Below are 23,397 nucleotides of genomic sequence, written 5' to 3'. Positions count from 1 at the left end.
ATAAAACGGTGGATTGTCTTTAGGAGGAGTTGGTTTGATGATTGTCAGGTTCATGCGCGCCGCATTGAGGACGGCCGTAGTTTCGATCTGCATCCCTCTCGCGATGTATGGAATAGCCAGGGCTCAGGACACGGGATCGCCGGCATCAGGCGCGGCGGCGCCCAAGATGGGTCCGGTGGGAGAACAAGACGCCAAGCCATCGAAAGCTACGCCGCCTGCAAACTCCGTTGTCGATCCGGGAATTATCCCCAGCCGCCAGTCGATCTCTCCTGCCGGCTGGCAGAGCGTTTTCGAGGGCCGGGTGAACGGTGTTGCCTTCGGAGAACATGGCGATACGATCTATGCAGCGACTGTCGGCCAGAAGAACTCCTATATCTACCAAATCAGCCTGAAGACCAACCAGATGATGGCAGTTTTCAGCACACCAGCCACGGCTGGGATGCAAGGACTGACTTACGATCCAGTCACTCACATCCCGCTGATGAGCGGCTTGGCGGGAAATAGCAAAGCGTCCATTGGACAACTAATTGCTGTAGACAAAAGCAGCACTGTGATGGCGGATGGTCTGGGAACGAAGCAGATCGGCGGCATTGGCATGGGGCTGACTAAGAACTCAGCAGGGCATAGATTTGCGGTTACAGCGCTGACCTTTGACGATGAGGCTGATGTGGTCGATCTCGATACCAAAGAGATCGCTGAAAAGATCAGGACAGGTGTGGCTCCGTTTGGGGTTGCTGTCAGTGCGGACAGTTCTGTTGCGTACATCAGCAACTGGGGCGGCCGTTTTACTCACACAGGCGAAAGGACTGCAGCGACGGGATCGGAGCCCAATGCCGATCAGGTGCTAGTGGATGACCGGGGCGTGGCTTCCAGTGGAACCGTGACTCGCATCGATCTCGTTACGGGGAAGGTGACGGCTCAAATCAACGTAGGGCTGCATCCTTCGGGGCTTGCGTGGGATGAGGAGCATCATCGGCTGTACGTGGCTAACAGCAACTCCGACACGATTTCGGTAGTGGATACTGCAACGAACAAGGTGGCCGACACGATCGCGCTCGAACCATTCGCCCGTCCTGTCGCAGGTGTATCGCCTGAGTCGGTGGCGTTGTCTCCGGATCATGCCAGGCTCTATGCGGCGTGTGCTGGCATCAATGCAGTGGCGGTGTTCGATCTGGTTGGAGCGCATCCGAAGCTGTCGGGACTGATTCCAACAGGGTGGTATCCGGATGATGTTGTTGTCAGTCCGGATGGAAAGTACCTTGCGGTGTCGACCCTTCTTGGCGTTGGGTCCGGATGGAACAGTCCCAATCTTCTGGCACGGGAGCGCCGCGACGGCATGAAGCCGGAACTGAATATGCACCGCCGCTATGTTCACGCCGATCGCGGAACCGTGCACATCATCGCGGTTCCCGATGCGGATGAACTCGATCGCTATTCGATTGCAGTGGCCGAGAACAATCATCTACAGCTGCACGGCGAGTTATCGGCAGCTGCCGGCATTGAAGAAAAACCACGGCCTGGCATCACGCCCAAGCCTGTGCCCGGCCGCCTGGGCGAACCCTCGACGATCGACCACGTGGTTTACGTGATCAAGGAAAATCGCAGCTACGATCAGTACTTCGGATCCTTGGGCAAGGGGAATGGCGATTCCACCCTGAATCAATATGACGAGAGCGTCATTCCCAATCAACGCAAGCTGGCGCGTGAATTTGTGCTGCTGGATAACTTCTATGCCAACGGTGGAAACAGCGCCGATGGACACCAGTGGGTAACGCAAGCAGCCGAGACCGACTACACCTACTGGCCCGGATACAACGGGCGCAGCTACCCGAAGAATGGAGATGATCCGCTGGCTTTTGCAGGGTCCGGCTTCTTGTGGGACCATCTGGTGACACATCACAAGACTTTTGCCGACTTTGGCGAATACGAGGGCCAGATGGGCGGCAAAGACGGAGATCGCCGCGCCAAGCTGCTGGAGCAGTACAAGCAGGGAAGTGAGTTTACGGATACGTTCGCGACCAAAGCTCCCATTGCCCGCTTGAATCAGTATGTGGTCAAGGATTTTCCCAACTACAGTTTGAATGTTCCCGACGTCGTGCGGGCGCGTATCTTTCTTCGCCATCTGAAGGGCTGGGAGAATGGGGGCGCCATGCCGAACCTGGTCATGATTCAGTTGCCCTCGGACCACACGCAGGGAACCACGCCGGCATTCTCCACCCCGAAGGCCTGCCTTGCCGATAATGACCTGGCGGTGGGACAGATTGTGGACGGCATCTCGCACTCGAAATTCTGGAAGTCGACACTGATCCTGATCGTGGAAGACGATGCACAGGACGGGTTGGATCACGTGGATGGGCATCGCACCGTGGCCCTCGCAGTGAGTCCCTATACCAAGCGGGGCTCGGTCGATTCCACGTTTTATTCCCAGGTGAGCATGGTCAAGACGATTGAACAGATCATGGCGGTTCCACCGATGTCGATTTTCGATAGGATCGCCAACGATATGCGCGCCAGCTTCCAGACGGCGCCGGACTTGACGCCATACAGGGCCATCGAGCCGGTGCAGTCTATCTACGAGATGAACCCAAATGCAGATGCGCTTACCGGACAGGCCAGGTTAGACGCCATCGCTTCCAGCAAGATGAACTGGCGTGATCCGGACGACGTTCCCACCGAAAAGCTCAACCGGATTCTGTGGCGCAATGCGATGGGCACAGATTATCCGATCTCGAAGCAAGGCTCCTCGGCATTTCAATCTGAAGCGGGGAAATAACGACGCACCGGCTCGCGCGACCACAACTCTTATCACTGTTTACTAAGCCAACCAGCGCCTATAGACAATGGAGATTCGCGATGAAGAAGACTATCCTTGCGGCAAGCTTTGCCCTTGCCACCGCAGCCTTTGCTCAACATGGTCCGGTCGCGCCAGGGGCCCGTACCATCATGCTGGCGCACAATGCATATCCCGATCACGGCAAATACGCCGACCGCCTCGACCAGGCGCTTGCGTCCGGACATCCGTTTGCTGTGGAAGAGGACCTGGCATGGACGGACGGCCAGTCGCTTTTGATCCATGGCTCCAAGAATGCATCGGGCGGCGACCCAACCCTCGATTCCTATTTTTTCCCTAAGGTCACGCCGGTTATGGAGCGGGCTCTTAAGGAAGGCAAAAAAGCAGATTGGCCTCTCATTACGCTTTACCTCGATATCAAGAACGATCCGCCAGAGCACCTTGCGGTCATCAATCAAGTGCTGGACAAGTACAGCGCATGGTTGACTACCGCCGGGAAGACGGACGATATTCTGCGGGTATCGCCGCTCGATGTGAAGCCCATGATGGTGTTGGTCGAAGACAAGCAAAACGATATCAACAAGCAGCGCGCCTTTTATGACGATGTGCCTGTTGGGGGAAGAATTCGTGTCTTCGGAAGTATGCCGAAACTGGATCCCAATCCGGGGAAAGCGGTTGCCAAACAGGAGGCAATCGATCGTCAGGCGTCAGTGAATGTAGACGATCTGATTCTTGGAAGAGCAGACAACTATCATCGCTGGATTGGATTTGACTGGGCTTATATCGAAAAGGGTGGCGAGGCAAATGCAGGGGAGTGGACAGAGGAAAAGGAGAAGCGGCTCAAAGACTTCGTCAACTACGGGCACAAGCTAGGATATCTTGTGAGCGTCTATTGTCTGGACGGCTATACCGCTGAGCAAAACCAGGGGTGGGATGCGGACTATAACTTTGGCTCGCGCGATGCTGCGATGATCCGCTGGAAGGCCGCCGTCAAGGCGAAGGCGGATTTCATCTCCACAGATCACTATCAGCAACTCGCTACGATGATTGCCTCCGCAAAGTAACACTCGTCCGCCGATGAGCGCCTTGGCAATGAGGCGCTCATCGGGAACCAAGTACAAATCAGAGGCTCTGGTGTCGGAGAAATCGTGGCCAGTGGCCACGCCGGTAATGAGGACGCGGTCTACTGCCTCGCATCCTCAGCGATTTACCATTTGCTGCATCCTGGCCGGATATCTCTCACCTTGCACTGTAATCTCCGAAACGGCTTCATTGATTGCGTGGAGATCGTCGGGGCTCAGTCCGACGGCAGCAGACCCAATGTTCTCCTCCAGACGATGCTGCTTCGTCGTGCCCGGAATCGGAACCATCCAAGGCTTCTGCGCCAGAATCCAGGCAATCGCGATCTGGGCATTGGTGATTTTCTTTTGCGCCGCGAGCTGGCTGAGCACATCGACCAGCGTCTGATTGGCCTTGCGACTCTCCGTCGAGAAGCGAGGAACCATGTTGCGAAAATCCTTTTCGTCAAAGGCGGTGTTTTCATTGATTGCGCTGGTTAGAAAACCTTTACCAAGCGGGCTGAACGGAACGAAACCAATTCCGAGCTCTTCAAGTGCCGGGAGTATTTCCTTCTCAGGCTCGCGCCACCAGAGGGAATACTCGCTCTGCAGGGCTGTGACGGGCTGAACGGCGTGTGCGCGGCGAATCGCCTCAACTCCAGCCCCTGACATACCGGAGTGCTTTACCTTGCCTTGCGCAATGAGATCCTTCACGGCGCCGGCAACGTCCTCGATCAGCACACTCGGATCCACGCGGTGCTGGTCGAGGAGGCCGATCACATCGGTCCCGTCCGAAATTTAGGTAGAAGTCTGAGATCAACTCGGCGATCGCATGACCTTGAAGTTCCGATCACGGTTAAATCGAAAGTCGGGGAGGCAGGCTCGATAAAAGCGTAGACGATGTTTTCTGCGCCTTCTTTCCTGCAGGACCGACCCCGGTAGCGCAGGCCGAGAGCGTCATGAGATCGGCGTCGAGCCGAACACTTCTGCTCTCGCGCACCTGAAGAAGACCGTTGAACTTCCCAAGCGGATAGGTCCTGTAAGTTGTGGGTGCAAGAGAAACAAACAAGCAACGTAGTCACTATGGAACTTCCTTTTCCGATATTTGCGTTATCCGCGTTTGGAAAGCCAGCAACGTAATGCTCTCGCTTGCAGTCCATCAGAACGCAGACATGTGTTGTCATCTCCGTTCAACTGACTTTGTTTGTGGAGAGAGTTATGGCAGACTTGGCTCAGGACCGTTCTTGTAAGATTTGGTCCCATGTTGTAGCGAGCGCAGCACTCGTCGGCTCAGAGAAAAGTTCTTGTGTGACATACAGAGGTTGGGCGCACGATACTGAAGAAGGTCTCTCAAGCGGACATCGATATTACATTGCCGGAATACATGTCCTTCTACGAAAAGTCATTCGTCAATCCGCAGTGTAAAGAACTTCCTGCAGACTTGACCACAGCTCTCTCTTTATCCGTGGCTAAGTAGCTCCCATGTTGAGCCTCCTAAGGAGAACGTCTCGTGGTATTCCACGCTGTTCCGCGCAGCGCGATCATTGACGCCCTGGTTCATATTCGAGAGCTCCACCGTCGGATCAAACCATCGAACGAGCGTGAGATCCGTGCGTATGAACGAAGAGAAGTTGTAATAAGGGATCTGTTGTCCAATCTGCCGCGAACCAGCGAACACCCAACCCTCAAAACTTTGCTTGAGATTGCAGAAATCTGTTGGCTGACGTTGGAAGGCGCTCATCGGTTGTTTGGCTATGATCTTGAAGCGATCAGAGATTTTGATCTGAGACTGAATGGCGGACGTACACATATTTTCGAGTCGTACCCATTCAACCGCGACCTGCCCGTCGATCTGCCTGCGCGCCTTGCCTCTCATGAATCGTTTGGTGTGGATGCTTCCTTGCGAGATCTCGTGTTGGAGTGGCAAAAAGAAACTCCGATACGAGTGATCGAGGAAGACGGTTGGAAGAAGCCCGGTGCCTTCTATGTGCATGTTGGAACGGAAGATAGCCTGGGATCGAGCATTCCTCCCGGAGCTATGGCTCTCGTAGAACCTATCGGCGAAAACGAGAAGGCACTTCCAAATCCACGAGCAATCTATTTGCTTCAATTTGCGAATGGATATCGCTGCAGTCACTGCGTCGTCACACGCGGAACGCTCCGGTTATTCAGTACGGAGAGAGCCTACTTCGCACGAGAGGAATTCGCTTACCCCGGCGCAGTGCGAATTGCGGGACGAGTTCGAATGTTCGCTATAAACCTTCCTGTCCCGGATCATCCGTCCTTGCGGCCCCTGCCGCACGCCGCACGGGGTGCGGACCTCATTCTTCCATGGGAGCATGTCACACGGGACAGCCTATTGGCGACGAAGCGGAGGCGTTTTAAGAGATCCAAGGAAGAGAAGGAGTTCATTCAGCAATTCCTCAGGACGGAATTGCAGGCCAAGCTGAGTGAAAGAAGCGAGCGACGGTATCGCAGCGATACGTCCTCCGATCCACACGTCAATGCACTCCTTCATCTCACGCTTGCGAACGTCGCGCGCTATACGGACGCTCTTCGAACTGGAGGCTCGTGGTTCTCGGATCGAGGCCGCTTCTCGCTCGAGACTCTCCTGAACGCAACGTCGTTGGAGGAGGCGTCGGATGCCGATCGCAATGCGCATCTGCCCACGCCTGTCGATGTATGGGAGGCCCGTCGCAAAGAGTTCGGCGAATGGCCCCCTCTTTTGTCGATCAAGTTTCCACAACTACAGCGGTGGGACGATCGTGTCATACGGCTATCTCAGGGTGGTGGGATCAAGGATCTTGACCCAGCGATTGGCCCTGGATCGTGGCTGCTCCTTGAAAGAGTTTCCTCTATCCCGGATACGAGAAGAGAGGGAAGACGGTATGGATGGTCGCGGCCGATCTATGTACTGCGGAAAGGATTAGAGATGATTTGCGGCCATCTGGCGCGAGACGGTGACCAATTCGCGCTACTCGCAGACAGAGTCGGCGAAGTGAAGCAAACGTTCCGTATCGATTCGCTTGCACAACTCAATCGCGTTTCCGGCATTGCCGTTCCAGTGTAGAAAATGCAAGCATGCGTGCCGTAAATCTGGCCGAAAACGACATCGATCGCTGCACCATTACAACGACATTCAATCGTCCTAACACCCCTAAAAACATCGATCGAAAGTAAGTTTGGCCAATATAAACATTCTCTCTTTCCGTTTCCTTCATTGAGGGTAAGCTCTTGTTCATTGTCGGCGTCGTCACGACGCTGCCTGCGGGAGGTTATTCAATGAGACGCGACGCTTCACATCTGCGAACAGTTGCAAACGCCGATGGTGCCGTGATCCTCGACACCAGACGCGGCAGGATCTCGACGTTGAATTCCACGGGAGCCTATGTCTGGGCAGCTCTCGAACGCGGGGATGAGGTCGGACAGATCGCTGCGGAGCTCGCACGTGAAACTGGTGAGCACGTAGACGCTCTGGAGCGGGATGTCCGCCAGTTCATCAGCGCCTTGATGGCGGAACAACTTCTGATTCACTGAGGTGGTATCGCGATGGATGAATCGCTTGAAATTGCCGATTCGATGGAGTACCGGATCATCCTCGTGGATGATGTTTCCAAAGCCATATTGGCGCTAGAAACGATCAATGGCTATTCGTTGCCCCACATGTCAATTCCTTCACGGATGCGTCCCGCACAACAACTATGCAGAGCGATTCATGCGACCTGGGGGCTGCGAGTCCTGATCCTGGATTTTGTCACGGCGGACAATGGCAACGTGTGCAGCGCTGTTGCCGAACTGCTGGCCGGGGAGACTCCAAATCGAGGGTTTGCGAAGTTGGCGTTCGATCAGCTCTCCAGTTTCGACTTGTCTGAGCAAGAGATTGCCAATGTTGCTGAAATACTGAAGGGTACGAGTCAGTGCGCACTCTCACGGTTTGGGTGGATCGAGGAGGCTGCCGTCTGGGTGGAAGGGACGACGGGCCGCACCCTCTCGCCACGAAACGAGATCGAGCAGTGGAACGCGGGCCGCGGTTTCGCGCTCATCCGGTTCCGCATGGAGGACGGCGACAGCTACTGGTTGAAAGCCACCGCGCCACCTAACGATCATGAATTTGCCATCACTCTTTGTCTTTCCGAGTTGTCTCCCGATTCGTTGCCACCTCTGGTTGCGGCCAGGAACGACTGGAATGCCTGGTTGATGGAGCAAGCGGGGACTCCATTGGCGGATCGCCCACCGGAGCATGTGTTGACGTACGCTGCAAGAACGCTTGCATCTCTTCAGTTTCAGACAGCGGACTGTCCTGATGTGCTGCTGGCTGCTGGAGCGTTCGACTTGCGGCTTCCGGTTTTGAGAAGCCACATCGATCCGATCACGGAGTTTCTGGTCATCGAAATGGCACGGCAGAGCTCGACCAAAGTGGCTCCCCTCAGTCGAGAACGCCTTCATGGGTTAGCGGACATGCTGCACGAAGCGTGTGAGCGCTTGGAATCTCTCGGTATCCCGGAGACCTTGATCCACAACGATTTGAGTGCAGGTAACATCCTCGACGATGGAACCCGTTGTGTATTCACGGACTGGAGCGAAGCGGCGATCAGCAATCCCTTTCTCTCGTGTGAGCGTCTCTGCCGGTTGAACCCGGATCACAGCGACCAAGTTCGCTCAATCTATCGGCAAACGTGGTCGCACCGGCTCAGCGCTGCCGCGATCGAAGAAGCGCTTGCTTTGATGCCGTTGCTCGCTATCTACGCATACCTGCACGGCAGAGGCGACTGGATCAAAAGCAAGAACCACGATGCGAAATTTAAAAGCTATGCACGGAGCCTGGCACGGCATATGGATCGAGCGGCAGAGAATCCCAATCTCTCGGAGATACTATGCCGCTGAGCGTAGCGATGCCCGCGTTCGAAGAGACGCTTCATGGAGTGACGGTGCGTGATCCCTACCGTTGGCTCGAAGAAAGAGGCATGCCAGAGACCGAAGCCTGGATCCGCGAGCAACAGCGTCGATGTAAGGCCTATTTCGACGGATATCCGGACTTTGAGTGCTTGGAGCGTCGGGTCCGAGATTATCTCGATGTGGAAGTCGTCGATCAACCTAGTCGGGTGGCAGATCGATACTTCTACCGTATGCGGCGCAAGTATGAAGAACAAGGCAGTATCTACGTCCGGGAGGCCGGCACAACGGAGGAACGATTGCTCGTTGACCCCTCACGGGACGGCCTATTCACCTCGGTCGGAATACACCGCGTTTCGGAAGATGCGAAGCTGGTGGCAATCGAAGTGGGAAGAGGCGGCGGCGACCGCAAGGAAATTCATATTGTCGACGTCGAACGTGGCTCAGCCTTTCCCGACTGTATTCCGATGGGACATCCCAGAGGGCTTGCATTCACTCGCGAGAGCAGCGGCTGCCTCTATGCGCAGGATACCGAGGACTCGCCGAATGAGCACTTCATCCGTCTTCATCAATTGGGGCAAGGAGGCGAGGACGAGGTTCTATTCCACGCCCCACGGACCGTTGGGAGTCGACTCGTATTGATCGCCAACGACCTGCTCCTCGGCGCCTATTGTCTTCGCCAGCAAGGCACTGAGCGGTTCGCGGATTTCTGGGTGGCTTCGATGAGCGAGGTGTGCAACTGGGCAACAGTTTTCAGGAATCGACGACTCCCATATGGTCCAATCTTTTGCCAAGACAGAATCTTGGTGCTCACCGCAGGGGCTTCTAGGAATGCAACGATAGTCGAACTGTCTACGAACGGTGAGGAGATCCGAACGGTGATCCCGGAGACGGAATTTCCAATCCGGCAAGTTGTGATCACACGGGACCGAATCTATGTGAGCCGCCAGAAGCGCGATGGTTCAGCGATTGAAGTCTGGGGCACCCAAGGGCAGCAAACCGCCTCGATTGATCTCCCAACTCATGGAACGGTAGAGCTCTTTCCTGGTCACACGCAACACGCCAAAGGCTTACTTTACAGCCATGAGTCCTATGACATGGCTCCGGCAATTTACGAGTACGATGCGGAGACCGGGGCATCGACACTCTGGCATCAGAAATATCAAGGGTATCGCGTACGGCGTCTCCAGATACGCGAAGAGTGTTTTGAATCCAAGGATGGCGTCCTTGTTCCGCTGACGCTGGTAGCACAGAGCGAGGAGGTCTACCTTCGTCCGTCGCCGATCATCATGACCAGCTACGGTGGTTTTGGCGTCTCCACGAAGCCGCGGTTCTCGGTGCTGATCACCATCATGATGGAGCTCGGCGCCATCCTCGCGGTACCACATATTCGCGGCGGCGGGGAGTTTGACAGAGCATGGCATGACGCCGGGCGCGCCAGGAATCGCCAGGTTTGTTTCGATGATTTCCTAGCCGCGGCTGAGTGGCTCTGCAGTCAACGAATCGCAAGCACTCGTCAACTCGCAATATTTGGAGGTTCGAATGCCGGTCTCCTGGTGGCAACGGCGATGATCCAGCGCCCTGACCTGTTTGGTGCGGTGCTATCGATTGCGCCACTGCTTGATATGGTTCATTACGAATCCTTCGATCACGCCATCCAATGGCGACACGAATACGGAACTGTTGAAGACCCCGAAGACTTCCGTGCTCTCTTCGCTTACTCGCCGTATCACCATATCTCGGATAGTGTCGACTATCCACCCATCCTGTTCGTTGCGGGTGACAAAGACGATCGCTGCAATCCGGCACACGTCCGGAAGATGGCCGCAGCCCTGCAAGAGAGAGACAGCCAGAGATCGCCCGTGATTGTGGACTACAGCGAAGAGCGCGGACATTCACCCCTGCTACCCCTCTCAGTGCGCGTGCAGGCCCTTGCGCGCCGCATTGCCTTCCTGTGCCGGGAACTTGCCATCCCTCTGCCAAAAGGAGATCTCGATGCTACGTCGCGTTCTTGAGAGCTGGTTGCTTCTCTTTCGCTTCGAAATCATGATGCGCTTTGCGGAATTCAAGGACCTGCATCGGCTTGTCCGAAGTGTGCCGGTACGAGCTAGTCACGGTTCCGATTTCGTCACCAGCGGAGATCTTTGTCGAGCGATGGACTATGCGTGTGTCTTCTACTTCAGGCGAGTCCAATGCCTACAACGCTCGTGCGCTACCACGTTGCTGCTACGACGTTACGGATGGCGTGCGGAGTTGGTCATTGGCGCGCAACTCGTGCCGTTTAAGTCGCACGCCTGGGTGGAGATCAACAGCGTGATTGTGAACGACAAGCCTTATGTGTCCGAAATCTACCAAGTCCTGGAACGCTTCTGAGGCGAACGCATGAGTATCCTATTCGGCATCTCGAAGCAGCAAGCGGATCCTCAAATGGGGAGCCATTTGGAGCGTTTGGCTCACGCCACGCGACGGTATGCGCCTGATGGTACATTTCTTGGGACCGCAGGAACGGTGGGGATGGGGTTTCAGCCGTACCACACCCATGAACACTCCAGTCTTGAAGCGCAGCCGCTTTCGAACAATCAAGGTGACATGATCGTCTTCGATGGACGACTCGATAATCGAAAGCATCTGTGCGAGCAACTCGATGTTGAGAACCGAAATGCCTCGGATTCATCTATCGTGCTCTCCGCCTTTCATCGTTGGGGTGAAATGTGCTTCTCTCGATTTGTTGGGGATTGGGCTCTTGCAGTCTGGTTTCAGCGAGAGAATGCTCTGTACTTGGCACGAGATCATGCCGGTACGCGAAACCTTTATTACGAGATTGCCGGCGAAGCCATCACCTGGGGTACGTATCTAGAGACGCTTCTCGTTGATGGATGTACGAGGGATCTCGACCAGGCATATGCGCTGCGCTACCTCACTGCGCAGCCTACCCGCGATTCCACGCCTTACCTGGGTATCCGATCCGTCAGCCCCGCTCACTATCTAAAGATCCGTGGTCAAGAGGTACAGCAGCGACCTCATTGGAGCTCGAAAACACGGGAAAGAATCCACTATCGAAACGATGAGGAATATGCCGATCACTTCCTGTCGCTGTTCAAACAGGCGGTCCTGCGGCGCACGGGTCCCGGCGCGCCGATCCTCGCTGAGTTGAGCGGAGGCATGGACTCCTCATCGATCGTGTGCGTATCCGATCACGTGCGTAATCAACCGGGGGCTTCATCTTCTGATTTGCTGGACACGGTATCGTATTACGACGACTCGGAACCGGATTGGAATGAGACCCCATTCTTTATCGCTGTGGAGCGGCAAAGAGCCAAGCAGGGTTTCCATATTGACGTTTCTCGCGCGGAGTACGGCTATGGAGTGCCAGACTCAGTGTATTTACAACCGGGAGCAGACGCATCAGCGCTATCGAGAGAGCAGGCATTCGAGGATCAGATCGAGGAAGGGAACTATCGGGTCATACTCTCTGGAATCGGAGGGGATGAGCTTCTGGGGGGACCGCCCAACCCTCTTCCAGAATTGGCGGATTACGCCTTCGGAGGACGTTTCTGGGCGCTATGGACGCAAGCGCTTTCGTGGAGCCTCGTTTCCAGATCGCCTCTCATCTACACTCTCGCGCACACAGCAGCCTTCATAGGAAAGCTCTATGTGTCGCGATTCCAGCAGTTCCATCACAACCCACCCTGGATTCTTAAATCCCGACTACCAAGTACCCGGTGCCTGGAGCCAGATGATTTACGCCACGTGGAATTCGGCCATTTGCCGTCTGCCCTGGACAATTGCGTTACCTGGTGGAACATGCTTGAGACTCTGCCGCATCGGTTTCCGACGGTGCTGTACCGCCGCGAGTATCGCTATCCGTACCTCGATCGCGATCTGGTGGATTACCTTCTGCGAGTACCGCGGAGCCGGCTACTCAAGCCTGGCCGCAGACGTTTCCTGATGCGTAACGCTTTGCGCGGTATCGTTCCAGTCGAGATTCTGGAAAGAAAAAGGAAAGCCTTCGTGGCTCGCAGCCTAAGGATCCGCTTCTCGCGCGATCGGGAGAGGATCGCATCGCTGTTCGCGAATTCTGCACTAAGCAAAGTCAACTTCGTCGATGTGGATCTGCTGCGGAGTGCCCTCATGGGAGCGAATACTCATCAGATCGAGATGTGGCTCGCTCCCATGCTTCGAGCTGTGCAATTCGAGTTGTGGCTCCGGAGAGAAGACTCCAATAAAACCTCCTGCGAATTTTCGCCGACTTCGAATCGGCCATCAGGCTCTGCGTGAGGAGTAGATCGTTCGATCTTTCTTCACGCAGATATTCCCCAAAGAAAGGAGAACAACATGACCAGGAAGTACGAAGCACCCAAACTCATTGAAGTCTTCGATGCCACCAAATCAATTCAGGGCGGCAAAGACGGCCCGAATGGGGATGCGCATACCGGGCCAATGCAGCCGGAAACCACACCGGCGTATCCGGCCGACGAATAACCTCTAAACCGGAAGGGTGGAACGATCGCGCGCTCGTTCCATCCCTCGGATCATGCCTCGTGAGAGGATCAAGGAAGCATCTTACGAAGCTTCTCCCATCGCGCCGATTCCTTCGCATCGATGTGCGCTTGACCCTCATTTAGCCAAAAGCGGAACCAATCTACGTTCCCTTGTTGCGAAGCGTACCTGTCGAGCGGAGCCTGAAGTATGTGTTGCCCGTCGGGAATGTAGATAAAATCGACCGGCTTGCCTTGCCGGGTCAAGAGAGAGTAAATCTCCCACTCGCCCAACGCGGATAGCTTTCCGATGGCTTCGATCCGGATCGGAGTCATAATCTTATCCAGATGGAAGCCCGGAGCACGTTCGACCCATTGCTGCAACCCCGGGCCGAACGGCTTGCCTCCATTTGCCGCCTTATCCTCCATCGCGGTCGAGGGCATGTTGGCTGCGAAGAGAATGTCTGAGACATACGATTGATCGACGCCATCGATCAGTGTGGCTGCCTTGAAACAATGAGGACAATCAATCAATGCGCTTTCGACATACCAGTGAGTTCTACTGAACCCAATGATTCCGACTCGCGCTTCATCAATCAACCCATCGGCTTTGAGATGTTCGATGGCCGATTTGAAGCCTGCTACCTCAAGCGCCGCTTCCTCCGTGGGGGGATAAGTAAAGCGGTCCGCGCGGTCCTCCATTTGCAGAACGATCATGCCTGCGGCTGCTAACGGTTGTGCCGCGAATCCCGTGGTGAAGGACCCGTCCGCAAGGAACTCTTTTTCGTTATAAAACCCGTGTGTCTGGATAACCAGTGGATAGCGGCACCCCGGCACGTAGTCGGGTGGAAGCACGAGACCGCCTCGCCAAACGTACCCACTCCTGTCTTTCCATCGGTAGACTCTCGCTTCGCCGAAGTGGATTCGCCGCACCTGAGGATTTGGGTCCAACAGCGGTTTGCTGGTGTGAGTGACGTTATCGGCTGCCCACAATTCTGGTGGCGAATCGAGATCTTGATGCAATGACAGGGTGAGCCTGTTTTCCTGTCTTGTGTCAGCCCTCTCCGTTTGCTGCGACCAAGCGCGCCCTGATTGCTGATAGAGCTCGGTATGGATGGCGCCATCTCTCAACCAATCCAGGCGCACCTCCTGGTCCGAGTCTTCGAACTCCGTGTGCCGTAAATACTCCTTTGGAAAGTGGGTGAAGGCGATGCAGGAGGCTCGTCTTTCGGCGATCTCATAGATTGCGGCGGCACACGGGTTGCGCAGGTCGGTATCCACATCGGAAGCCGACCTCTCAAGCGGCAGGTAAGTGCCGGTAAAGAGAATGCGCTTCTCATCTTTCGACCAAACGGCCTCGAAGGCGTCTCCGTTATTGCTCAAAAAGCTCGAGGGTGCCGCAACGAGGGGCTGAGACGTCTTTTTCTCAAGATCGAGGATGACGTATTGCCATGGCCAATTTCGCGATCTTCCTGATCGATCAAGATCTCGGAGAGAATCAGGTCGGAAGCTGAACATGGTGAGCGAGGTCTTGTAATTCGACCACGACTCGGGGATCTCTTCGACAGGCTGGGCAGCGATCAAGTACTTTCCATCCGGCGACAGAGCCAAATGAAAACTCCTGGCTCCATTTGGGAAATACCTCCCATGGTCTCCCATTACCTTCCATGTTTGCCCATTCCGACGAGTCCAAAGCTCATACGAAGGACCAACATTCTCGAGATCGGGATAGCGTTCCGGCTCCAGGAACTGAAACAGTGTGGTGCCGGTGATCACCGACGCTCTTGCGTTGATTGGCTGACCGATCGCATTACCCTTGTGATTCGCGATCTGAGATTCAACCACGTATGCGATGGTTCCGGACGACTCGCTGAAGCTCTGGACATCGACCTCGGGCTGCGGAGTCAAATCTGTCGCTGGCCTGTGACAGGTGACGCATATTCGATAAAGATGGCGTCGTCCCTGAGGCATCTCTACCAGCGCCAGAAGGGAAGCGGAATCGCTCGCCCATTGAACGCTGGTGATGAGCGACCCGTACGAGTTGCTCTGCAACGCTTCCGGCACCTTGGATCGAGTGAACAGCGGGTGCGGCATCGGCGGAACTCCACCCGGCTCCTGCAGATAGTTCCGCACTTGCCGGGACGAATACACCAGGACACGCGACTCCAACCGATTCGACGAGAGCATTCCTCTTGTTGTCACAACCACGAAGTAGCGGCCATCGGGCGACACCTTGCTCGTCGCCCCCGGATCTCTGGTATAGGGATCGCTGAAGGTGGTCATTTCAATCGACAAGGCCACCGAGAAGCGATGGTCTTTTTCCGTCTGAGCCTGCATCGCTCGGCAACACACACAGATTGGCAACAGCCACCATACGAGGCTTTTCATGGGTCGCAGTTATCCTTTGGTCAATCGAAGAATGGGTAGGGAGATGTGTAGAGCTTAACGATGGCGACTCAGAATCCCAGCTTGAGAGAAAACTGCATCGAGCGCGCTCCTCCTTGCTGGTAGAGGGAGCTCATGGAGGCGAGACTCGCGTTCAGCATCTTGATTGCTTCTCCGAACTGCAAGTCGGTCAGGGTCGGATCGATGTACCCGAAATTCGGCTGATTCAAGACATTGAAGGCTTCGGCGCGAAAGGACAGGTGAATATCTCCATGAATCGGAAAATCCCGTCGGATGGCGGTGTTGATCTGATGTGCTCCAAACCCGCGGACAAAGTTACGCGGCGCATTGCCCGTATCCGTACCGGTTGGCAGACTGAATGCAGCCGTTGTTTCCGCTACGTTGGGACCGCCATTCAGGATGCGGCCGCCGGGATATTGCGAGCCATAGAGATAGGCAGGTTTCGAAGAGTCGTAATTCACCGAGCCGTAGGAATAGGAACCGGTCGGATCGACGATGACGTTTCCGGTCAACGTGATGGGAAATGCCGACCTGACATTGAGGCGTCCGTCGACTCCCCAGCCGTTTGTGAACCATTTCAGTGCCGATCCTTGATTCGTGCGCGGAATGTCCCAACTGAGCGCCGCCTGGAGGTTGTGGCGCACGTCGAAATCGGCATTGCCATAGGTGAGTGGCAAAGAAGTGGTCGTCGAACCGAAGTCCAGAGCATGGGACCAGGTGTAAGAGCCGAGCACCTGAAGCCCTGCCACGACATTCCGTTGGAACTTAACCTGAAGCGCTTGATAATTGGAGGTGACGCCTTCCGGGTAGTAGTAGATGATTCCGAATAGCGGGTTGAACGAGTTTACGGAACGATATTGCTCTTGCAATAAACGGCGGCCATCCGAGCCAAGGTAAGAAATGGTGAGTGCCTGTGATCTGCCGAGGGCCTGATCAAGGCTAAGGTTCCACTGCAGAGAGTACGGCAGCTGCATATGCCGCGGATACGCATAGACGAAGCTATCCGTATAGGGCGCGCTCACAGCTGTCGTGAAGTCATAGTCTGAGGCAGCAAACGGCATTGTCGAATTGGCAGGAGTATTCGATGCCAAAAATCCAAGTCCCGAAAAGCCATAGGCGCCGACTTGATTTCCGGTATCAAAGAACACTCCTCCGCCAGTACGAACGACCGATTCCCATCCGGGAGCACTCCGTGCTTTCCAGGCCACACCGAGCCGAGGCGCGAAGTTGTACCACGATGTGTTCCATAAACGCGTTCCTCGAGGCGCCAACGTAAGAGAAGCCGGATCAAAGACGTTGCCTAGGACAGTGTACGGAGGGTGCCCATCCGCTGCGCCCGGCGCAGGGTTTATGTCCCACCGTACGCCTGTGGACACGGTGATCTCGGGTCTGATCTGCCATTCGTCCTGGATGAAAGCGGAGAACTCATTGAACGTCGGCCTCGCAGGATCGGTTTTGCGGAGAAACAGATAGGAAGTCTGACTCGCTGCTAAATCATTGGGACTGAAGAAATAGGGATAGACCGAGATCGCTGCAGGGCCGAGTGGGCTGGTGAGGTGACGTTCGTCCAAGCCCAGGCGTAGTTGATGCCGGCCCAGGGATATCGCAACCGCATCGGTGACGTTCCATTGTCGAAGGCTGTTTCCGCCCTTGTACGATTCGATGAATGCACTTCCCACTCCGCTGATGCTGATGTACGGGAAATAGCTGTAGGTGTCGTAGACTCCTGGCGCACCCACTTCGGTCTGCAAGTCAACAGGAACAGCTCCTCCGAAGGAATCGAGTCCAAAGAGCGCAACCGCCCGGCTCGCGGCGAAACCGATCCGGAAGTCATTGCTGATTCTTGTGCTGAAAGAGTTGTCCAATCCGGCGGTGAATGTCTCGCTGTTCTGTTGCGTCTGCCCAGGGGAAGACAGATTTCTGCTCGAGATGCTGGTTGGCGAGTAGCTATAGCGAAAGAACGCGGTGGCCTTGTCGGAGATGACACGGTCGAATCGTACACTCGTCGCATCGATGCTCGATGGCAATGAGTACGCCTCCACAAAGGAAGCAAGACCACTGAGATTTCCCGCGAGTTCGATCTCATTTCCCGTCGGCAGAGGAAAGGCGTTGAGAAGGGATCGCATGGCAGCATTCAAAGCCGGGTCCTGGCGCAGGGACAGCGAAGGCACATACTGCGCTGAAGCGTTCGTCGGCTGAACCAGTCGCAGCCCCTCATACGAGACAAAAAAGAAGCTCTTTGATCGGCCGTCGTAGAGACGTGGAAGAAGAATCGGACCACCCACTGTACCTCCGAAGTCGTTTTGACGAAGCGCTGGTTCGCGGATTCCGTAATAGTCATTGAACCAGTCGTTGGCGTCGAAGAAATCATTGCGGAGGTAGTCGAATATTGTTCCGTGCAGGGTATTCGTCCCGGACCGCGAGGAGAATGAGAACTGCCCACCCGGCATTCTTCCATATTCGGCAGAGTAGCTTGAACTGGAAACCCGAAATTCCTGAAGGGCATCGACCGAGATCAGATTCTGCGTTGTTCCCAACGCACTCGATGCGGCGATCGATCCTGTCTGTCCGAATCCACCGGTTCCATTGGCACTGCCTGCCCCGGTGTTGGCGGATAAGCCGTCGATCATGTAGTAATTCGACTCGGTACGCTGTCCATTGACGCTGAAGTCGCCCTGAGCCTGAACGCTTCCGCCCTGCTGTGGGCTCTGAGTGACAACTCCAGGAGTCAAAGAAATCAAGTCCTGGAAGCTTCGGCCATTGAGAGGAATATTCTTGACGAACTTCTGATCGACAACCGTACTGACGGAAGCATCCGTAGTGTTGATCAACGAAGAATCGGCGTCAACCGTCACACTTTCCGAGGTACTGCCGACCGGCAACACAAAATTCAGCGCCAACGCGCTTTGAACATTCAGAACGATATCCGCCTTGATGATGGTTCTGAACCCTGGCTTCGAAATCTGCACATGATAGTGTCCGGGCGGCAGGATGGGAACAACGTACATTCCCGAACCATTTGTCCTGGACGAATAAACGACCCCTGTCGCATCGTTTGCAATCTCAACGTCCGCACCCTGGATGAATTTGCCAGAGGGGTCCGTCACGCCACCACTGATCGTGGCGTTGGTGGATTGAGCAATGGCAATGGAAAAACTTAAAAACAAGAATAGGAGAATGAATCCATACTTCATGCGGCGCTCCGAAAGCTTGAGAGTGAATTGTGTCCACTCTGTCTACCGCCGGTGGTCCCAATGTGTACCAAAAGAAATTTGAAACCGATCAAGGGTGATTCGGTTGAATCTGTAAATATGCCCGCAGTAGCGGTTTGCCCGTGGGCCGATTGCTCCCGCCGGGCGGCTCTACGGTAACGAAAACCATATCTAATCTCGCAAGCGATTTCGCATCGTTGCAACGTAACACCCACCGTTTGTGCGTATCGTCTTGATAGAACAAACCAAGGCTTACGGGGGCAGGCCGGTCGCTGCCACTGCCCCAGACCTGGTAGGACACGTTCTGCTTACGACCTGCCTGACTGTCGAGGTCGAATCCGTAGAATACGAGCGAGCGATCCTTGGTATAGAAGATGCGTCCGAACTGCTTTGCGGTTTTCCCGCTCTCCGTTGTATCGAAGATGTCGGCGATGTAGAGATTCCGGGCTCCGATCAGATCGCGGATATCTCGATCGTGAGCCAGAAAGTCCTTGTCGAGGGCCAGCATTCGGTCCTTTTCGTTGAGAGCCACATCCTTCTCATCGAGGGAAGCCCTGAGTTCGTGGACCTGCGAGCCCAGTAACGCGATGCGATTTGCCTGTTCGGTCGCCTCTGTTCCGGTAGAGACCGCTCTCGTCCGCATGGACTCCATCTCAGCCTGCATCGCGAGGAGTTGCTGCTTCAATTGCTCTTTCTCTTGGTTCAGTTGTCCGCGCGCGGTTTGTTCGGAGTCCAACTGTTGCTCAACGCGGTCGAGCGCCCGATTGGCCTGCCTGACGCGATTCGCCGAGGCGTCCAGCTGTTGCCGGAGCTTTGCCGTCTCTGCCTGAGTGCGCTCGAGATCTTGCTGGGCTGCGCTATCGGGAGTCGTCGATACCGACTGGGCCGGCTGGTAGCGCGGAGGAGGCGCCCCGGAGCCTTGTGCTATCGAATGATTTCGCGCGCGAATGAAAAATATGCCGGTCAGGCCGGCTATCGCGAGGGCGCAGACGGCGATCAGCAAGCGCGAAGACCGCCCGACGAATCGTCGCGGTTCCGGACGCGTCTCTTGGGTAGAGGCAGAATCAAGCCGGCGCATCAGCCGCTGTTCGGCAGCGTCTAGCGAGGCGGCGGATTCTGCGGGAGCCTCTGTCGAATCCCACGCTACCACTGCGGCCATTGCCGGAATGACATCGGCATGAATCTTCTGATATTCGAGGAAGGTCTTTCGGCACGAGTCGCAGTAGGACATGTGGATTTGCAGCAGAGCCCACTCCTCATCGGAGATCTCGCCCGAGTAGTAAAGGGCACGGAGAGCTACAAATTCGTCATGGAGTTGAGGATTCACAGAGGCAGCTGTGCTCGCGAGCTGTTTTCGTACCAATTCTCTCACTCAGATGTGTTTGGGGGGAAAAGGTTGGAGCGAAGCCGCTCCAGGCCCCGATAGAAGTGATGCCGGACATTACCGAGCTTTTGGTGCGTCCTTTCGGCGATTTCTTTGAGGCTATAGCCTTCAAAGAAATGAAGTTCGAGAGTTTGCCTTTGGTCCTGAGTGAGTTGTCCGCGGAGGCGGTTCAGAAGATTCCGGGCAGTCAGCTCGTCGATCGATGACCGCGGACTCGGGCCGAACCGTTGTTCATCAAACTCCTGAGCGGTGTAGTGCTGCCGATGCGCCAGGTATGCCCTGCGGTTCATCGCCCGGTGGTAGGCGATCTGGATGATCCAGGTGGAGGCGCTGCCTTTGCTCGGATCGAAGAGTTTTGCCTTTTCGAACAAGTATACGAAGACCTCCTGACACAGGTCTTCTGCTTCGGATGCATCTCTTAAGATGCGCCGAGCTATATGCACCACGGGAGGGCGATAACGGCGAAATAACAATCCTAGCGCTTCCTTCGACCCAGATTGAACCTCGGCAAGCAGCGCGTCGTCGGATCGGATCTGGTGTGGTGCAACGACAGAGCGTTTTGGCTCACCATGGCTAATCTCCAAGTTCGAACAGGAGTCAGTGACCTCGCCGTCCACTAGGCGAGTTAGTGCACCTGGGAGCAATGCTGCACTATCGGATGTCACGCAGGCCTCGGTACGTCATCAAGCATGCAGAAGGTTGTTTGAGCGGGGTGTTCAACAAATCAGAATAGGGAATCAGTGAACGTATTAAACAAGCACTATAGTGCTTGTCCATGTCGGCACTATAGTGCCTCTACGAATCGACCGTCAAGTTCCAATATGAGGAATGGCCCATCGCGGAGCGCCGGAAGGACTCACGCTCGAACAAGCGATCGGCCGAATACTGCGCAAAGAGCGATTAGATCGAGGGCTAAAGCAGGTCGAGGTAGCGGCAGCGACAAACTTTGGAGTGCGTACTATCCGAACAATGGAATATGGCAAGCAGAGCATGACAATTAGATCGCTTGATGCCCTCTCGTTGTTCTTTGAATTGCCTGTAGAAGAAGTGATTATTCGAGCAAAGCGACTTCGAGACAATCTGTTGTAGCTCAGATCCTCCTGCGACGCTATAAGGCACTATAGTGCCTTATAGCGTCGCAGGAGTTAGACAAGATTAGCTTGTGGCTAACGGCGGCAAGAAACCGAGAACGCTTGAAGAAGCGTGCGGTCGAATCATAGTCCATCATCGGGATAGACTCGGTCTATCGCAGATGGATCTTGCCGTGGCGACTGGGTACAGCCTGCGCTATGTCGGTGATGTCGAACGCGGAACAAAGAGTGCCACGTTGCGAACCATGAATGATATGGCTACGTTGTTTGATATTCCCGTGAGCGCCCTGATTCGCGAGGCCGAAGCACTTTCAATGTCCAAGAAGCGCGAAAGCACAACGCCACTTCCAGGGCAAAGACGCTCTTTGAAGCGATGATACTAAAGCCTGCTCAGGAACACCGATTGCCGTACAGTTTAGTGACCGTGCTGGTGTCGATCAGCGAGATAGGTTATTCGGAGGACTTTGGATGCGAGGTTCCGCCAACGAATGCTTGACTCCCCCTTGTTCGGATCGAAGCACTGTTAAGCCGTTGCTTTTAGGGTTTCCTTTCCGGAGGATCCGCTTTAGCCTTTTGACCAAGACAGGAATCGTTTTGGGGTAGCGCTGCTTGTGATAGATGATGGCTGTATCTACTGTCCAATTCACGCCAGTGAGATACCGCGTTGTCAAACCTTCCTCCAGCGAGGTTCCTTCGCGCATCAGGGCGAGGCCGTGTCCTTCTTTAACTAGAGTCTGCATCTCAGATGGATGGGATGCGCAAGAGTATCCGTCTAACGTCACGCCCGCGTCGCTCAGTAATTCGAGCAACCGTAGATGTGCGTCAGGGTGGCGTTGAGGGTGGTAAATCACAGTTAGATTGCCCCGCAAGTCGGAAACCTGAAGTACCGGTTTGGCCGCAAGCGGATGATCCCTGCGAAGGCAGACTACGATTTTGTCTCCGCGCAGTTCCACGATATGAAAATCGGGATGGGTGAACGGTAAGGTAATCATGGCGGCGTCGACTGTGCCGTCAAGGATCTCTTTCGCCAATAGCACCGCATCTCCATGGGTGGGCCGGACGGCGATTCGCGGGAGCAGTTCCTTGTGCAGCGCACAGAAGTTGCGGAATAGATCTTGATCGACAAGCGGGGTTGAGCCGAATCGCACTATTCCAATTTCGCCCCGCTCGATGGCGACCAGAGCGTCGATGACCTCCTCACGAACCTCAAGTACCAATCGGGCCAGGGTAATGAACGCAATGCCAGTTTCCGTGGGCCGAATCTGTCCATTTTTCAACTTGCGAAAGAGACACACGGATGCATGATCCTGAAACCGTCTCGCCTGAACGGTGAGATTCGGCTGCGAGGTGTGCAGCTCTTCTGCGGCGATGCGAAATCCGCCCTTCTCCAGGACCTTTTGCAGATACAAAAAATGACGGAATTCTGCCCAATCGTACATGACCCTCCTCTTGGATAAGCAAGAGTGATGGGAGTCGACGTGGGGAGAACATCGTGCCTTCTCCTGTGCAAATCTTGCCGCACACTCCTCCCAGATGCAACCTCCGGCACTCGATTTGGCCAAAATTACGCCGAGAGAGACTCAAATGGTTGTTGACAGGACACAGCAAACGATGCGGGCTTCGCTTGCCCGCATTCGGTGCGAAACCGGGACTCAAAGCGCCCGAAGATCTTCGAACCAAGACCAATGGTTCTCACGATGGGACTGCATCAGATCCCAGGTAATTGCAACAAACTGGTCGAGTTCAATCCGGCCGATAGCTCCTGTTTATCGGCCGATAATTGGGAAGTATTGGACACATCGGAGTAAACAAGGGACGCTAGGCCCAATGCGATTTTCGTTGCTGCTCGTTGCATCGATACGAGGCACATTATGGGCAACACCGCTAGTTCATCGACGTCAAGATCCCTTTATTCCGATCGAGAGGCCTTGGCAATTGTAGCGCAAGCCAAAGTGATGTCTGGAAACAAGCTAGAACAGCTTGTCGTACGTCTGCAGCGCCACTCCGGTCAACCAAAGGAGGCATGCTGGCGGTTTGTTATTCAGTACGGTCTCAAAGGACGGACTGATCACCGTCGATGGAGC

The 23,397-nt window shown here is 55.1% G+C and carries 17 protein-coding genes; 11 read left to right on the top strand and 6 right to left on the bottom strand.

Translation table 11 applies throughout. The features are described from left to right. Nucleotides 1–37 precede the first annotated feature (37 nt). Together OHL22_RS12230 and OHL22_RS12225 are read left to right on the top strand one after the other, a co-directional pair. Nucleotides 38–2,773 carry a bifunctional YncE family protein/alkaline phosphatase family protein gene (locus OHL22_RS12230; RefSeq protein WP_263337508.1) on the top strand — a complete coding sequence of 912 codons (2,736 nt, stop codon included), beginning with the start codon at nt 38–40 and terminating at the stop codon, nt 2,771–2,773. An 80-nt stretch (nt 2,774–2,853) separates the two neighbouring features. Next, nucleotides 2,854–3,855: a hypothetical protein gene (locus OHL22_RS12225; protein WP_263337505.1), complete on the top strand. Its 1,002-nt coding sequence runs from the start codon at nt 2,854–2,856 to the stop codon at nt 3,853–3,855. Between the two features lie 135 nt (nt 3,856–3,990). Here the strand turns inward: OHL22_RS12225 and OHL22_RS12220 are convergent, their stop codons facing one another. Next, a complete protein-coding gene (locus tag OHL22_RS12220; protein ID WP_263337498.1) occupies nt 3,991–4,629 on the bottom strand; it encodes an aldo/keto reductase in 639 nt (212 codons plus the stop codon). An 868-nt stretch (nt 4,630–5,497) separates the two neighbouring features. On the opposite strand from OHL22_RS12220, the gene OHL22_RS12215 reads away from it, so the two are divergent. The 7 genes from OHL22_RS12215 to OHL22_RS12185 all read left to right on the top strand — a co-directional run bounded on the left by OHL22_RS12215 (nt 5,498) and on the right by OHL22_RS12185 (nt 13,224). Beyond that, nucleotides 5,498–6,919, top strand: coding sequence for a hypothetical protein (locus OHL22_RS12215; RefSeq protein WP_263337496.1), 1,422 nt, complete (start codon nt 5,498–5,500; stop codon nt 6,917–6,919). Nucleotides 6,920–7,131: 212 nt separating this feature from the next. Next, nucleotides 7,132–7,386, top strand: coding sequence for a PqqD family protein (locus tag OHL22_RS12210; protein ID WP_263337495.1), 255 nt, complete (start codon nt 7,132–7,134; stop codon nt 7,384–7,386). A 12-nt stretch (nt 7,387–7,398) separates the two neighbouring features. Beyond that, complete coding sequence (locus OHL22_RS12205; protein WP_263337493.1) at nt 7,399–8,733, top strand: phosphotransferase family protein; 1,335 nt, start codon at nt 7,399–7,401, stop codon at nt 8,731–8,733. Continuing rightward, entirely contained in the window at nt 8,724–10,757 is a 2,034-nt protein-coding gene (locus tag OHL22_RS12200) for a prolyl oligopeptidase family serine peptidase (RefSeq protein ID WP_263337490.1), read from the top strand. Before OHL22_RS12205 ends, OHL22_RS12200 begins: the two co-directional genes overlap by 10 nt. Further along, nucleotides 10,738–11,115, top strand: coding sequence for a lasso peptide biosynthesis B2 protein (locus OHL22_RS12195; RefSeq protein WP_263337488.1), 378 nt, complete (start codon nt 10,738–10,740; stop codon nt 11,113–11,115). The genes OHL22_RS12200 and OHL22_RS12195 overlap by 20 nt, the downstream gene beginning before the upstream one ends. 9 nt (nt 11,116–11,124) lie before the next feature. Beyond that, nucleotides 11,125–13,020, top strand: a complete 1,896-nt coding sequence (locus tag OHL22_RS12190) for an asparagine synthetase B family protein (protein WP_263337485.1) — start codon at nt 11,125–11,127, stop codon at nt 13,018–13,020. 57 nt (nt 13,021–13,077) lie between these two features. Beyond that, on the top strand, nt 13,078–13,224 hold the full coding sequence (locus tag OHL22_RS12185) for a hypothetical protein (protein ID WP_263337482.1): 147 nt from the start codon (nt 13,078–13,080) through the stop codon (nt 13,222–13,224). A 68-nt stretch (nt 13,225–13,292) separates the two neighbouring features. On the opposite strand, the gene OHL22_RS12180 is transcribed toward OHL22_RS12185, so the two are convergent. From OHL22_RS12180 to OHL22_RS12165, 4 genes are all read right to left on the bottom strand, one after another. Beyond that, nucleotides 13,293–15,608, bottom strand: coding sequence for a hypothetical protein (locus tag OHL22_RS12180; protein WP_263337481.1), 2,316 nt, complete (start codon nt 15,606–15,608; stop codon nt 13,293–13,295). Nucleotides 15,609–15,676: 68 nt separating this feature from the next. After that, nucleotides 15,677–18,820, bottom strand: coding sequence for a TonB-dependent receptor (locus OHL22_RS12175; protein ID WP_263337476.1), 3,144 nt, complete (start codon nt 18,818–18,820; stop codon nt 15,677–15,679). Between the two features lie 88 nt (nt 18,821–18,908). Beyond that, a complete protein-coding gene (locus OHL22_RS12170) occupies nt 18,909–20,165 on the bottom strand; it encodes an anti-sigma factor (RefSeq protein ID WP_263337474.1) in 1,257 nt (418 codons plus the stop codon). 41 nt (nt 20,166–20,206) lie between these two features. Beyond that, the gene (locus tag OHL22_RS12165) at nt 20,207–20,839 is read right to left on the bottom strand and encodes an RNA polymerase sigma factor (RefSeq protein WP_263338898.1); all 633 of its coding nucleotides are present in this window, start codon (nt 20,837–20,839) and stop codon (nt 20,207–20,209) included. Between the two features lie 211 nt (nt 20,840–21,050). Between OHL22_RS12165 and OHL22_RS25050 the strand changes: the two genes are divergently transcribed. Continuing rightward, nucleotides 21,051–21,311, top strand: a complete 261-nt coding sequence (locus OHL22_RS25050; RefSeq protein WP_377819221.1) for a helix-turn-helix domain-containing protein — start codon at nt 21,051–21,053, stop codon at nt 21,309–21,311. Nucleotides 21,312–21,384: 73 nt separating this feature from the next. Continuing rightward, nucleotides 21,385–21,690: a helix-turn-helix domain-containing protein gene (locus OHL22_RS25045; protein ID WP_377819220.1), complete on the top strand. Its 306-nt coding sequence runs from the start codon at nt 21,385–21,387 to the stop codon at nt 21,688–21,690. A gap of 60 nt (nt 21,691–21,750) precedes the next feature. Here the strand turns inward: OHL22_RS25045 and OHL22_RS12160 are convergent, their stop codons facing one another. Then, nucleotides 21,751–22,752 carry a LysR family transcriptional regulator gene (locus OHL22_RS12160; protein ID WP_263337472.1) on the bottom strand — a complete coding sequence of 334 codons (1,002 nt, stop codon included), beginning with the start codon at nt 22,750–22,752 and terminating at the stop codon, nt 21,751–21,753. Nucleotides 22,753–23,397: the final 645 nt, after the last annotated feature.

The organism is Acidicapsa dinghuensis (genome assembly GCF_025685685.1).
In the GTDB taxonomy this organism is placed as follows: Bacteria; Acidobacteriota; Terriglobia; order Terriglobales; family Acidobacteriaceae; genus Acidicapsa; species Acidicapsa dinghuensis.
Note: the sequence above shows the minus strand (reverse complement) of the source record. Positions and strands in the feature narration are given on the sequence as shown.

Coding starts and splice junctions, on each gene's coding strand:
- OHL22_RS12195 (WP_263337488.1), top strand. CDS start 10,738: ATGCTACGTCGCGTTCTTGAGAGCTGGTTGCTTCTCTTTCGCTTCGAA.
- OHL22_RS12180 (WP_263337481.1), bottom strand. CDS start 15,608: ATGAAAAGCCTCGTATGGTGGCTGTTGCCAATCTGTGTGTGTTGCCGA.
- OHL22_RS12230 (WP_263337508.1), top strand. CDS start 38: ATGATTGTCAGGTTCATGCGCGCCGCATTGAGGACGGCCGTAGTTTCG.
- OHL22_RS12185 (WP_263337482.1), top strand. CDS start 13,078: ATGACCAGGAAGTACGAAGCACCCAAACTCATTGAAGTCTTCGATGCC.
- OHL22_RS25050 (WP_377819221.1), top strand. CDS start 21,051: ATGGCCCATCGCGGAGCGCCGGAAGGACTCACGCTCGAACAAGCGATC.
- OHL22_RS12160 (WP_263337472.1), bottom strand. CDS start 22,752: ATGTACGATTGGGCAGAATTCCGTCATTTTTTGTATCTGCAAAAGGTC.
- OHL22_RS12225 (WP_263337505.1), top strand. CDS start 2,854: ATGAAGAAGACTATCCTTGCGGCAAGCTTTGCCCTTGCCACCGCAGCC.
- OHL22_RS12210 (WP_263337495.1), top strand. CDS start 7,132: ATGAGACGCGACGCTTCACATCTGCGAACAGTTGCAAACGCCGATGGT.
- OHL22_RS12200 (WP_263337490.1), top strand. CDS start 8,724: ATGCCGCTGAGCGTAGCGATGCCCGCGTTCGAAGAGACGCTTCATGGA.
- OHL22_RS12175 (WP_263337476.1), bottom strand. CDS start 18,820: ATGAAGTATGGATTCATTCTCCTATTCTTGTTTTTAAGTTTTTCCATT.
- OHL22_RS12205 (WP_263337493.1), top strand. CDS start 7,399: ATGGATGAATCGCTTGAAATTGCCGATTCGATGGAGTACCGGATCATC.
- OHL22_RS12190 (WP_263337485.1), top strand. CDS start 11,125: ATGAGTATCCTATTCGGCATCTCGAAGCAGCAAGCGGATCCTCAAATG.